This is a genomic window from Streptomyces sp. NPDC107454 (genome assembly GCF_055582885.1).
Map to the genome: position 1 here is coordinate 46,123 of NZ_JBVJPA010000022.1, position 12,457 is coordinate 58,579.

Annotated in this window: 12 protein-coding genes; 5 read left to right on the forward strand and 7 right to left on the reverse strand. The window is 71.0% G+C overall.

What is annotated here, in order from left to right:
- Nucleotides 1-181 precede the first annotated feature (181 nt).
- From ACZ69M_RS42270 to ACZ69M_RS42285, 4 genes are all read left to right on the forward strand, one after another.
- Nucleotides 182-943: a DeoR/GlpR family DNA-binding transcription regulator gene (locus ACZ69M_RS42270; RefSeq protein WP_470058508.1), complete on the forward strand. Its 762-nt coding sequence runs from the start codon at nucleotides 182-184 to the stop codon at nucleotides 941-943.
- The gene (gene pfkB / locus ACZ69M_RS42275) at nucleotides 940-1,893 is read left to right on the forward strand and encodes a 1-phosphofructokinase (protein WP_067376394.1); all 954 of its coding nucleotides are present in this window, start codon (nucleotides 940-942) and stop codon (nucleotides 1,891-1,893) included. The genes ACZ69M_RS42270 and pfkB overlap by 4 nt, the downstream gene beginning before the upstream one ends.
- 259 nt (nucleotides 1,894-2,152) lie before the next feature.
- Nucleotides 2,153-4,276 (forward strand): PTS fructose transporter subunit IIABC, encoded by a 2,124-nt coding sequence (locus tag ACZ69M_RS42280; protein ID WP_470058510.1) that lies wholly within the window; start codon nucleotides 2,153-2,155, stop codon nucleotides 4,274-4,276.
- An 87-nt stretch (nucleotides 4,277-4,363) separates the two neighbouring features.
- Nucleotides 4,364-4,621 (forward strand): hypothetical protein, encoded by a 258-nt coding sequence (locus ACZ69M_RS42285; RefSeq protein ID WP_095854151.1) that lies wholly within the window; start codon nucleotides 4,364-4,366, stop codon nucleotides 4,619-4,621.
- A 54-nt stretch (nucleotides 4,622-4,675) separates the two neighbouring features.
- Here the strand turns inward: ACZ69M_RS42285 and ACZ69M_RS42290 are convergent, their stop codons facing one another.
- From ACZ69M_RS42290 to ACZ69M_RS42305, 4 genes are all read right to left on the reverse strand, one after another.
- Nucleotides 4,676-5,425: a DUF6227 family protein gene (locus tag ACZ69M_RS42290; protein ID WP_470058513.1), complete on the reverse strand. Its 750-nt coding sequence runs from the start codon at nucleotides 5,423-5,425 to the stop codon at nucleotides 4,676-4,678.
- A gap of 157 nt (nucleotides 5,426-5,582) precedes the next feature.
- Nucleotides 5,583-6,803 carry a L,D-transpeptidase gene (locus tag ACZ69M_RS42295; protein ID WP_470058515.1) on the reverse strand — a complete coding sequence of 407 codons (1,221 nt, stop codon included), beginning with the start codon at nucleotides 6,801-6,803 and terminating at the stop codon, nucleotides 5,583-5,585.
- Between the two features lie 220 nt (nucleotides 6,804-7,023).
- A complete protein-coding gene (locus ACZ69M_RS42300; RefSeq protein ID WP_470058516.1) occupies nucleotides 7,024-8,055 on the reverse strand; it encodes a P1 family peptidase in 1,032 nt (343 codons plus the stop codon).
- Complete coding sequence (locus ACZ69M_RS42305; RefSeq protein WP_470058518.1) at nucleotides 8,052-9,296, reverse strand: low temperature requirement protein A; 1,245 nt, start codon at nucleotides 9,294-9,296, stop codon at nucleotides 8,052-8,054. Before ACZ69M_RS42305 ends, ACZ69M_RS42300 begins: the two co-directional genes overlap by 4 nt.
- A 104-nt stretch (nucleotides 9,297-9,400) precedes the next feature.
- Here ACZ69M_RS42305 and ACZ69M_RS42310 point away from each other — a divergent pair, with 104 nt between their 5' ends.
- Nucleotides 9,401-9,607 carry a hypothetical protein gene (locus tag ACZ69M_RS42310; RefSeq protein ID WP_470058520.1) on the forward strand — a complete coding sequence of 69 codons (207 nt, stop codon included), beginning with the start codon at nucleotides 9,401-9,403 and terminating at the stop codon, nucleotides 9,605-9,607.
- 508 nt (nucleotides 9,608-10,115) lie between these two features.
- On the opposite strand, the gene mscL is transcribed toward ACZ69M_RS42310, so the two are convergent.
- The 3 genes from mscL to ACZ69M_RS42325 form a co-directional block, all read right to left on the reverse strand.
- Nucleotides 10,116-10,586, reverse strand: a complete 471-nt coding sequence (gene mscL / locus ACZ69M_RS42315) for a large conductance mechanosensitive channel protein MscL (protein ID WP_470058522.1) — start codon at nucleotides 10,584-10,586, stop codon at nucleotides 10,116-10,118.
- A gap of 150 nt (nucleotides 10,587-10,736) precedes the next feature.
- Complete coding sequence (locus ACZ69M_RS42320) at nucleotides 10,737-11,357, reverse strand: hypothetical protein (RefSeq protein ID WP_470058524.1); 621 nt, start codon at nucleotides 11,355-11,357, stop codon at nucleotides 10,737-10,739.
- A 197-nt stretch (nucleotides 11,358-11,554) separates the two neighbouring features.
- Nucleotides 11,555-12,388: an S-methyl-5'-thioadenosine phosphorylase gene (locus ACZ69M_RS42325; protein WP_470058526.1), complete on the reverse strand. Its 834-nt coding sequence runs from the start codon at nucleotides 12,386-12,388 to the stop codon at nucleotides 11,555-11,557.
- Nucleotides 12,389-12,457 lie beyond the last annotated feature (69 nt).

A 12,457-nucleotide genomic window follows, 5' to 3' on the forward strand; every position in this document is an offset into this window, starting at 1 on the left:
GCGATGACACGGCGTCAGGACTTCCGCGAGGCCGGAACGAGCGGGCGGAGGGGCTCACCTCGATGCCCGTTTGTGTCCACCTGACACCCGAACCTGTTTACTTTCCGGAAATCCGGGCGTAGCCTCCGAGCGAAACCACAAGTTCGGGCATCAGCCGGACATCAATCGGAGGCGAACGGACATGTACGCACCGGAGCGGCAGCAGGAGATCCTCCGGCTTGCCCGTGACGGCGGTCGGGTGGACGTGCTCTCGCTGGCCGAGGAGTTCCAGGTCACCGCGGAGACCATCCGCCGCGATCTGAAGACCCTCGACCGTGCGGGACTCCTGCGGCGGGTGCACGGCGGTGCCATACCGGCCGGGCGGCTGGACTTCGAGCCCGACCTCGCCGAGCGCGAGTCCACCGCGGCCGACGAGAAGGACCGCATCGCACAGGCCGCCGTCGCCGAGCTGCCGGACCAGGGCACGATGATCCTCGACGCGGGCAGCACGGTCGCCCGGCTCGCCGGGGACCTTCCGCTGGAGGCGGCGCTCACCGTCGTCACGCACAGCCTGCCGATCGCGGCCCGCCTCGCGGACCACCCCGGCATCCAGCTCCACCTGGTCGGCGGGCGCGTCCGGCACCGTACGCGCGCCGCCGTGGACGCCTGGGCGCTGCGCGCGTACGCCGAGATCCGCGCCGACGTCCTGTTCGTCGCGGCCAACGGCTTCTCCGCCGAGCACGGACTGACCACCCCCGACCTCGCCGAGGCCGCCGTGAAGCGCGCGGCCATCCGCGCCGCGCGTCGCGTGGTGCTGCTCGCCGACTCCTCCAAGCACGGCCAGGAGCACTTCGCCCGCTTCGGCGACCTGAGCGACGTGGACCTGCTGATCACCGACAGCGGGCTGAGCCCCGAAGACGCCACCGACATCGAGCGCGGTGGCACGGAAGTAGTGCGCGCATGATCCTCACCGTCACCCCCAACCCCTCCCTCGACCGTACGTACGAGGTCCCGTCGCTCGACCGCGGCGAGGTCATCCGGGCCACCGGCGAACGCATGGACCCGGGCGGCAAGGGCGTGAACGTCTCGCGCGCGGTCGCGGCGGCGGGGCAGCGCACGATCGCCGTACTGCCGCTGGGCGGTGCGCCCGGCGCACTCGTCGCCGAGCTGCTCCACGCGCAGGGCATCGAGGTCGCGCCGGTCCCGGTCACCGGAGCCACCCGCTCGAACATCTCGGTCGCCGAACCGGACGGCACGCTCACGAAGATCAATGCCCCCGGCCCCGAACTTACCGCCGCCGAGGCGGAGCTGCTCCTGGAGACGGTGCGTCAGCAGTATCGTTCCGGCGACACCGACTGGATCACCTGCTGCGGCAGCCTGCCGCGCGGACTCGGTCCTTCCTGGTACGCCGACCTCGTCGCCCGCGCCCACGCGGCCGGCGCCCGGATCGCGCTGGACACCTCCGGCCCCGCGCTGCTCGCGGCGCTGCGCGAGCGGCCCGACGTGGTGAAGCCCAACGCCGAGGAGCTCGCCGAAGCCGTCGGGCGCCCCCTCGTCACCGTCGGTGACGCGGTCAAGGCCGCCGAGGAACTGCGTGAGATGGGCGCCGACGCCGTGCTCGCGAGCCTCGGCGCGGACGGGCAGCTGCTCGTGGACGGCGCGGGCGCCTGGTTCGGCAGCGCACGGGTGGATGCCGTACGCAGCAACGTGGGTGCCGGTGACTCCTCTCTCGCCGGATTCCTGATCGCCGGTGGCCGCGGCCCGGAGGCCCTCGCCTCCGCCGTCGCCCATGGCGCCGCGGCCGTACAGCTGCCCGGCAGTGTGATGCCGGGCCCGGCCGACCTCGACCCCTCCGCCGTGACCGTCACGTCGGAGGTCCCCGCGGACCGCGTACTCACGGAGCCCGTGTCATGACGAACCCGGCTGCTTTGACGAGCCCAGCTGTTCCGACGAGCCCAGCTGTTCCGACGAACCCAGCTGTTCCGACGAACCCAGCTGTTCCGACGACCGGTACCACCGCGGTCGCACCCCCTGAGCAGGCCCTGATGAGGCGGGGTTTCCCCGGCCCCGCCTCCGCCACACCCGCAGACCCCGCCCTCCTTGAGTGCGGCACCCCCGTCCCCACCCCCGCCCACCACTTCCCCCGGGCGATACGCGTGCGAAGGAGCCCGCGATGAGCGAGATGATCACCGCGGACCTGGTCGATCTCGACCTGTCCGCCGAGACCAAAGAGGCGGCGGCACGCGCCCTCGCCGAGCGCATGGTGACCCTGGGGCGGGTGACCGACCTCGAAGGCTTCCTCGCCGACGTGGCCGCCCGCGAGGCCCAGATGCCCACCGGCCTCGACGGCGGGATCGGCATCCCGCACTGCCGGAGCGCTCACGTCACCGAGCCGACACTCGGCTTCGGGCGCAGCGCGGCCGGGATCGACTTCGGCGCGCCGGACGGCCCCGCCGACCTGATCTTCCTGATCGCCGCCCCGGCGGGCGCCGACGACGCGCATCTGACGATCCTGTCGTCGCTGGCCCGCCAGCTCATGAACGCCGAGTTCACGTCCGCGCTGCGGGCCGTGGACGACGCGGCGGCCGCGGCCGCGCTCATCCGCGGGGACGAGTCCCCGGCGGCCGCGGCCTCGACCGCGCCCGAGGGCACCGAGTCCACTGACGGCTCCAAGGACTCCAAGGACTCCAAGGACTCCGTGGCGGTGTCGGCGGCGGCCTCCGCCGACACCGCCACGGGCACCACGACCGACACGACGACCGAGACCACCGCGGACACCGGAGCCTCCGGTGAGCGTCCGTTCCGGATCGTCGCCGTCACCTCCTGCCCCACCGGCATCGCGCACACCTACATGGCGGCCGAGTCGCTGGAGAACGCGGGCCGCGAGGCGGGCGTCGAGGTCGTCGTCGAGACACAGGGCTCGGCCGGCTTCACCCGGCTCGACCCGGCGGTCATCGCGGCCGCGGACGGTGTGATCTTCGCGCACGACGTGCCCGTACGGGACAAGGACCGGTTCGCCGGCAAGCCCACCGTCGACGTCGGCGTGAAGGCGGGCATCAACAAGCCCACCGAGCTGATCACCGAGGTGCGTGGCAAGGCCGCGCGCGGCGAGGTCAGCGCGGGATCCGCGCCGGGTACGCCGGTGGAGCGCTCCGGCGACTCCACCGAGGGATACGGCACCAAGCTCCGCAAGTGGCTGATGTCCGGCGTCAGTTACATGGTCCCGTTCGTCGCCGCGGGCGGTCTGCTGATCGCCCTCGGATTCGCGATCGGCGGCTACACGGTCAACAAGGCGCCGTCGGTCATGGACCACTTCGTGTGGACCCAGGCGGACAGCTGGGGCGCCCTGCTCTTCCAGATCGGCGGCGTCGCGTTCGGCTTCCTCGTCCCGGTCCTGGCCGGCTACATCGCCTACGGCATGGCGGACCGGCCGGGTCTCGTGCCCGGCTTCGTCGGCGGCGCGATCTCCCTCACCATCAACGCGGGCTTCCTCGGCGGTCTGGCCGCCGGTCTCATCGCCGGTGGTGTGGTGATCGGGATCCAGAAGGTGAAGATCCCGGCGGCGCTGCGCGGCATCATGCCGGTGGTGGTGATCCCGCTGATCTCCGCGGCGATCGTCGGATTCCTGATGTTCGTGGTCATCGGCAAGCCCATCGCCTCCGCGCAGAAGGGCATGACCGACTGGCTCAACGGCCTCACCGGCACCAACGCCGTCCTGCTCGGCGCGCTGCTCGGCCTGATGATGTGCTTCGACCTCGGTGGCCCGGTCAACAAGGTCGCGTACACGTTCGCCACCGCCGGTATCGCGGTCGCGAGCCCCAGTGACTCGGCGATGAAGATCATGGCGGCCGTGATGGCGGCGGGCATGGTCCCGCCGCTGGCCATGGCGCTCGCCACGACCGTGCGCGGCAAGCTCTTCACCCAGACCGAGCGGGAGAACGGCAAGGCGGCCTGGGTCCTGGGCGCCTCCTTCATCTCGGAGGGCGCGATCCCGTTCGCGGCGGCCGACCCGCTGCGCGTGATCCCCTCCGCCATGGTGGGCGGCGCGGTCACCGGCTCCCTGTCGATGGCCTTCGGCGCCACGCTGCGGGCCCCGCACGGCGGCATCTTCGTGGTCCCGCTGATCGGCAACCCGTTCCTCTACCTGATCGCCATCGCGGCCGGTGTCTGTGTCACCACCGCCCTGGTGGTCGTCCTGAAGGGCATGCGCAAGCAGGCCCCCGAGGGGACCGGCGCGGGGGTCGCCGACACCGCGATAGCGGCGAAGGTCGACTCCAAGGAGCCGGTCGCGGCCTGAACGGCCAACTACTCGCCCTTTTAGGGCATCTGCGAGATACGTCACGGTCCGGGGCCAAAGTCCCGGACCGTGGTGTCTACTGGGGGCATGCCTGAGCATGTGTCGATCCTCCAGCTGATGGGCGTGGCCGTCCTCGCCCTCGCGACCGTCATCTGGGTCGTCGGCCTGTCCCGCCTGCTGCGCCGCGCGCGCACCGGGGCCGCTGTGCGCCACCACGGGCAGGTGCTCCGCGCCATACCGCGTCAGCGCCGGTCCGGCCCCGCCGCGGAGACCGTGGAACTCACCCCCGAGGAACGCGCCGCGTTCGCGGGCCTGGTACGCCAGTTCAGCGACAGCCGCCCCTGACGAACGTGGGCTCCCCCTGATGATGAGGGTGTTCAGCTCAACCTCTGCCAGGCTCTAGGCGAGCCGCGCCGCCCGGCGTTCCATCGCGGCCCGAGCCGCGTGCTCCGTCGGATAGACCTCACACATGTGCCGGCCGTCCGGCGTCGCCGTGTGCTCGACCTCCCACAGGGAGATCTCCTGGCCGTCGCGGAGCAGGAACGCGTGCTCGTAGAGCGAGAAGCACAGCCCGACCTGGCCCGCCCGGCAGGGGCGCCCGAAGGCCTGGGTGATCTGGTGCGCGAACGCGGTGCGCAGCAGCAGCGTCGTGACGTCGGCCCCCGGCCGGTCCGCGTTCTCCGCCCGCCGCAGCAACCGCCGCGCGTGATCCGCCGAGTCGTCCGTCAGGTAGACGTGCCGCGGCTCGGGGACCGGTGACGGATGGACCATCACGGGCAGTTCGAAGTCCGGCGCGTCCGGCGGCAGCGGCAGCCGTGCCGTGGCGGCGCGCAACTCCTCCTCGTCGACATACACCTCGTGCTGCGGCTCACTCCCGAGCGCCGTGTTGTGCACGAGCTCCCACAGCGTGACCGCCGAGCCGTCGGCGAGCAGCCAGGTGTGCCGGTACGTCTCGCGGTGCAGCCCCGCGCTGTGATGCGCGGAGTGCAGCGAACTGTCGTGCGCCAGCGCGCAGTCGAGCCGCCTTATCGTCTCGTCGGGCAGCTCGAAGGAGTTCAGGGCACGGCCGAGGAGTCGCTCGAGGTGCTCCTCCGGAGACTCGGGCGACTCGGGTGGTTCGTACGCTGCTGTCTCGTACGGAACGCTCAAGGCTTCTCCCGGCGTTGCTGCATGTCACCTTGTGGGTGCATACCGTAGCCCCTCGGTCGGACATCAATCCTGCGAACCGAGAAAACGTACGGACAGAAAACGAGCGGGCCGCGCGGCAAGTTCCCGCGCGGCCCGCCGTGACGTCAACGGCCCCAGGTCAGACCGTACTTCCCGCGGTCCACGCACTCCAGGACATGTTCCAGCCGTTCAGTCCGTTGTCCGGCGAGACGGTCTTGTCGGGCGAGTTCTTCACCACTACGACGTCCCCGACGAGAGAGTTGTCGTAGAACCACTTCGCGCTGGTGTCGCCCTGCGCGCCCTGGACGTCGGCGAGACCGACGCATCCGTGGCTGGTGCCCTGCTGTCCGAAGGGCGGGTTCCCGCGGTTGTACCAGTAGTTGCCGTGGATGAACGTCCCCGAAGACGTCAGTCGCATCGCGTGCGGCACGTCCGGGATGTCGTACTCGCCGCCGTAGCCCACCGTCGAGCCGTTCATCCGCGTCTGGACGAACTTCTCGGAGATCACCATCTGACCGTTGTACGTGGTGTGCTCCGGGCTGCCCGCCGAGATCGGCACCGACTTGAGCGTCTTGCCGTCTCGCACGACCGTCATGGTCTGCGTGTTGACGTCGACCGTGGAGATCTGGGAGCGGCCGACGGTGAAGGTGACCGTCTTCTTCTGCACTCCGAAGACGCCGTTCGCGCCCTCGACGCCGTCCAGGTCGATCTTCATCGTGACCTTGGAACCGGCCTTCCAGTACGTCTCGGGCCGGAAGTCGAGCCGCTGCGAGCCGAACCAGTGCCCGGCCACCTGCTGCCCGCTGCTGGAAGTGACCGTGATGTGCGACTGCACGGCCTTCTGGTTGCTGATCACCTTGTCGAAGTTGAACGACACCGGCATTCCGACGCCGACCGTGGTGCCGTTGTCGGGCGTGTACGTGCCGATGAAGCTGTTGCTCGAGGAGACCGTCGTGAAGATGGAGTTGGCGGCGGCCGTGCGTCCGCTCGCGTCCTTCGCGGTCGCCGAGATCTGGTACTTCGTCCCGCGCTCCAACTGCGCCGCCGGCTTCCAGCCGGTCCCGTCCGCGGTGATCGCCCCCGGCACCGCCGTCCCGGCCCCCGACACCGTCATTTTCACGTCGGTCAGCTTGCCGTCGCTGACCTTCACGCCGGTCGCGTTGATGGACGCGTCCGTCGAACCGTCCTTGGCCGAGATGACGATCTTCGCCGTGGACGTCTTGGCCGAGGTACCGCTGTCCTTGCCGCCCTTGGCGTCGGCGCTGGCGTTGCCGCCGCAGCCGGTCAGGGTGAGGGCGCCGACCATCAGGGCGGCACAGGCCCCCAGTGCGCGCCGCGCTGTCATGTTCGGCGTTGTCACGGGCTACTCCAGTTTCTCGTGATGTGCGTGATCCGCTCCGGTGCGTGGAGAAAGAGCGAGCGGTGCCGCGAAGGGTTCCCACCGTCCCCGGCCCAACACCGTCGCGTGACAGAACCGGGACAATCACCCACCGGGCCCACGACGAACTCCCCCTCCCCCTGACGCGACTTGGCGTCAGCGAGGGCAGCGGGCCACCCCGAACCACGGGCCAGGACCCGTCCTAGGCGCCCCCGTACAGCTCCCCGTACGACGGCCACACCCCGCCCGGCCCGTCCACCGGGTCGGCCGCTCGTACCGCGCGGACGATCGCCCGGGTCACCAGGTCGGCGCCCGCCGCGAGGATCTCGTTGAGGGCCAGGGGGTGGTCGGGATCGAGTGGGTGGACGCCCGTGGCCAGGGTGAAGACCGTGTCGCCGTCGTTCAGGAGATGGACCGGGCGGACGGCGCGCGCGATGCCGTCATGGGCCGTGCCGGCCAGCTTGTGGGCCTGGGCGCGGGTGAGGTCGGCGTCGGTGGCGACGACGGCGAGCGTGGTGTTCAGCGGGGGAGGCGCGTTCTTCGCGGCGGCTTCGGCGAGCCGTTGCCGCGCCGCCTCGTGGACCTCGGCGGAGGGATAGGCCGTACGACCGTCTCGCAGCAACTCCCCGTACAACACCCCCGTCTCCGGATCCACCGTCGAACCCGCCGCGTTGGCCACCACCAGCGCGGCGACCGTGATCCCCGAGTCGAGCACGGCACTCGCCGTCCCGATCCCGCCCTTGATCCGCCCGACCGTCGCCCCCGTCCCAGCGCCCACGCACCCCTCCGGCACCGGCGCGCCCGGCCCGCTCGCGTCGGCGGCCTCGACCGCGGCCCGGCCCGTGGCCGCGTCCGGCCTCGCCCGGAAGTCGCCGCCGCGGCCCAGGTCGAAGACACAGGCGGCGGGCACGACGGGCACGACGTGCGCCGGATCGAGGCCCACCCGCACCCCGCGGCCCCGCTCCTCCAGCCAGGCCATCACCCCGGACGCGGAGTCCAGCCCGTACGCGCTGCCGCCGGTCAGTACGACCGCCTCCACCTTCTGCACCAGGTTGCGCGGGTCGAGCGCGTCGGTCTCCTTGGTGCCGGGCCCGCCGCCGCGTACGTCCACGGCCGCGATGGCACCGCCCGCAGGAGCGAGCACGACCGTGGTGCCGGTGAGCCAACCGTCGCCGGTACGCGTCGCGTGTCCCACGCGCAGCCCCGCGACATCCGTCAGAGCGTCAACTGTCATGTCTCCAGTGTTTCCCGCCCCGCGGTCCCCGCTCCCTTCGTTGTGACCATCCGTGCCGTCAGGGTGACCCCGACCGCTACCGACAGCGCCGCCACGATGCCCGCCGCGAGCACCGCCCAGCTGCGCAGGAAGGTGCACAGGATCACCAGCAACGCCGTCGTCGGCAGGACGAGTTGCTCTGTGATGCCCATCTTGAAATGGCGCGCGTGCAACAGCCACACCGTGAGGAAGTACAGCGCCGTCGGCAGTGTCACCGCGGCTGACGCGGCGAGCGTCGAGATCTGTGTCTTGCCGACCGCCTGCTCGACCGCGACCTCCAGGCCCGCGCCGATCGCGGCCGCCGACGCGAAGATCAGGTAGTGGCCGTATCCCCACAGGTACGCGTGGGTTTTGGACCGCAGGTGCCCGTGGATGGGTACCACGAAGTAGATCCACCAGGCGGAGAAGACGATCAGCAGTCCGCCGGCGGCGATCGGCAACAGTTCGCCCAGCGCGTCGTGCTCGTCCACCGCCGACTTCATGGCCATCGTCGACGCGGCGATCGTCTCGCCCAGCACGATGATCGTGAACAGGCCGAACCGCTCGGAGACGTGGTGCGGATGCCAGGAGGTGACGAAGTCCCTCTCCGCGTACCTGGGGACGCACATCTCGGCGATCGCCATCACCAGGAACACCCAGGGACGCCCGGCCTCCGGCAGGACCACCAGCCCCAGCCAGCCGACCTGGCACAGCAGCACACCTCTCACGTACCGCAGCGCCATGGTTCTCTCGGGGCCCTTCGTGCTGCGGGCCACTCGCAGCCACTGGGCGATCAGCGCGAACCGCATGATCACGTAGCCGAGCCAGACGGCCAGGTACACATGGTCCTCGAACGCCCGCGACACCCCGGCGGCGAGGACCAGGACACCGGCGATCTGCACCAGCGTCACGACCCGGTAGAGCGCGTCGTCGTTGTCGTACGCCGAGGAGAACCAGGTGAAGTTCATCCACGCCCACCAGATCGCGAAGAAGATCATCGCGTAGTTGAGGATGCCCTCGCCCGCGTGTCCCGCCGCCACGGCGTGCACCAGCTGGGCGCCCGCCTGGGCGATGGCCACGACGAAGCACAGGTCGAAGAAGAGCTCCAGCGGCGACGCGACGCGGTGCGCCTCGTCCCTCCTCCGGGCGGTCATTCTGCGCAGGGGCCCGAGTCGGGCCGTCCTGGGCGTCGGATTGGGTTCGGAAGCGGCGCTGGACGTCATAGGGCCAAGCACAGCAGAAAAGAGTCCAGGTCGCTCGGGTTGACGGTCGCGGGACCCGGCCGTACCGGGGTGGGCCGGGGACCCCTCGGCGTACTCTGGGACGCATGAATACCGGCCCCGCCCCCGCCTCCGAGCCGCGTGACGCGTCCGCGCCGCGCGATCCGAAGTCCGCGCTGATCTTCGACGACCCGCTGAGCCAGCAGTCCTCGGACGACACGGACCGGGGATGGGGCGAGCAGTCCGGCGGTGACGGCGACAGCGTGGCGGACCTGAAGCGGTTCCTCGACGAGAAGCCGCCGCACCACCTCTGAGCCGCCGTACCTCGGCGCCGCCTGCCGCCGACCCCGCCCTGGCGAGCGCCGGTCCCGAGGCCGCCGCGGCTGGACCTGCGGTCGCGGACCCCGGCCTGGAGAGAACGAAGGCCGACTCCGAGCGTCCGGAGACGGCTCCTGAACGTCTGGAGACGGCCGCCGAGCGTCTGGAGCCTGGTCCGGATCGTGCGGGGTCGACTTCCGAGCTTCCCGGGCGGGCGCCCGACGGTTCGGATCCGACCTCCGAGCTTCCCGAGCCTGACGCCGACGGTCCGGGATCGGGCTTCGAGCCTCGGCAGCAGGCCGCCGGGCTTTCGTAGCCCTACGGCGACTGCCCGGCGCCGGTCCGGGCGTTCCCGGGGCCCGAGCCCGATGGTCCGCAGTCGGCCTCGGGGCTTCGCGAGTTCGGCCCTTATTGTCTGGCGTCGGCCTCGGGGCTTCCTGAGCTCGGCCCCCATGGCCCGGCGTCGGCCGCCGGGCTTCCGTGGGCCGGCCCCGGGCTTCTCCGTCAGTGCTGGCTGTTGCCCGAACCGCGCTGGGCCACCAGGGCGTCGCGGATTTCCTTGAGCACCTCGAGCTCGGACACCTCGATGACCTCGTGGGTGCCCTCCTTCGCCTTCTGCCGGGCCGCCTGCCGGGCCAGGAACTTCGACATCGGCAGGACCATCAGGAAGTACACGACGGCCGCGGTGATCACGAAGCTGAGCGTGGCGCCCAGCACGGAGCCCCACAGGATCCGGACGCCCGTCGCCGTGTCCCCGGTGCCGGTGCAGGAACCTTTGAGGCATGAGCTGTAGCTGTCGAGGTTCTGCGTGCCGATCGCACCCACCAGCGGGTTGATGACGCCCTTCACCACCGAGTTGACGATGTTGGTGAAGGCCGCGCCGATGACCACCGCGACGGCCAGGTCGATGACGTTGCCCCGCATCAGAAAGGCCCTGAAGCCCTCCCAGACGCCGGGTTGCTTCTTCTCGCTCACCAAGAGGCCCCTCTGCACAAGTTGTGGAACGAACAGCTCCGCAACCTACGGCAGGGCTCGCCGGGCCTGTCCAATTCGGTAGCACGATCGAGCGAGTTGACACCGATTCGATATCCAGGAGGGCCGTCAGTACGGCACTGCGCACGACGCTCAACACAGTGTCACCGCCAGCCGTGCCGTCGTGCCCGCGCCCGCCAGTCGCGCCGCCGTGGCGCGGGGCACGGAGAGCACCACCAGCGCCCCGGTCTCGGTGGCGGCGAAGTCCGGAACCTCGGCCACCCGCGCCCCGGCCGCGACCACGCGGCCCTCGCTGCCCCCGTCCGCCGCGATCACGTCGACCCGGTCGCCCGGCCTGAGCAGCCGCACCGTGGCAGCGTCGGCGATCCGCACCGGCGCCGCCACCGTCTCCACCGCGCCCCGCCCCCGCACGGACTCGGTAGTAGAAGGGGAAGAGGGAGAAGAGGACGTGGGGGAGGAAGCGGACGTGGACGGGGGAGCCGCCGTCGGATGGTCCCGTGCCCGCCCTGCGTCACCGGGGCCCGCCGCCACGAGTGCCGCCGCCGTGACGGCGAGCCCCGCGGCCACGGCCCGCCGCTTGTGACGGGTGAGGCGCCGCAGTCCGTACCGCCCGCCGCGCACGTGCACGGGGGCGAACTGCGGCACCTCGCGGATCGGAGGCGCGTCCACACCGGGCGGACGTACAGGATCCGTGCCCGGCGCCCGTACGAGATCCGTGTCCAGCGGGCGTACAAGAGGAGCGTGCTGTGCCATGGGACCACCACCTGCGACGAGAGATCGGCTTGCGATCCCACGATGAGGCCTCGCGGCGGAGCCCGTCGGCGCTGGTGGACTACCGACGAGTTGTGGACAACTCCCTCACCCGAACGGGAAGTTCCACGGCGTGAAGACGCCCGTCATCCGCCCGTCACCGCTTGTCGGCGCCCGCCGAGTGCCCGTCGAGGCCATCGTCACGGCAGCTCGAAACCCGGATCCATGCCGCCCAGCGCCTTCGTGCACAGACAGTCCCGCGTGCCGTTCTCCGGCAGGGCCGCCACCGCGTCGTAGAGCACGTCACGCAGCCGGTCCACGTTCGACGCGAACACCTTCAGCACGTCGTCGTGCGAGACGCCCTCGCCGGCCTCCGCGCCCGCGTCGAGGTCGGTGACCAAGGTCAACGAGGTGTAGCAGAGCTGGAGTTCACGGGCGAGCGCGGCCTCGGGGTGACCGGTCATGCCCACCACGGACCAGCCCTGCGCCTGGTGCCACAGCGACTCGGCGCGGGTGGAGAACCGGGGCCCCTCGATCACCACGAGCGTGCCGCCGTCCACCGGCTCCCAGTCACGCCCGCGCGCCGCTTCGAGGGCGGCCTTGCGGCCGATGGGGCAGTAGGGGTCGGCGAGCGACACGTGCACGACGTTCGGCACGGTGCCGTCCGGCAGCGGCAGCCCGTCGAAGAACGTCTGCGTCCGCGTCTTCGTACGGTCGACCAGCTGGTCCGGCACGAGCAGCGTTCCCGGCCCGTACTGGGGGCGCAGTCCGCCCACCGCGCATGGTCCGAGGATCTGACGGGCGCCTACGGAGCGCAGCGCCGAGAGGTTGGCCCGGTAGTTGATGCGGTGCGGCGGCAGATGGTGGCCGCGGCCGTGGCGGGGAAGGAAGGCGACCCGTCGCCCGGCGATCTCGCCGAGGAACACGGAGTCGCTCGGCGGCCCGTAGGGGGTCTCGACTTGTATCTCGGTCACATCGTCGAGGAAGGAGTAGAAGCCCGAGCCACCGATGACACCGATCTCTGCGTTCGCCATGACAAGCACAGTAGCGGGATTCGAAGGCCAGCCTCCGGAAACGTCGAGGACGCCGTCCTCCGGAAACGT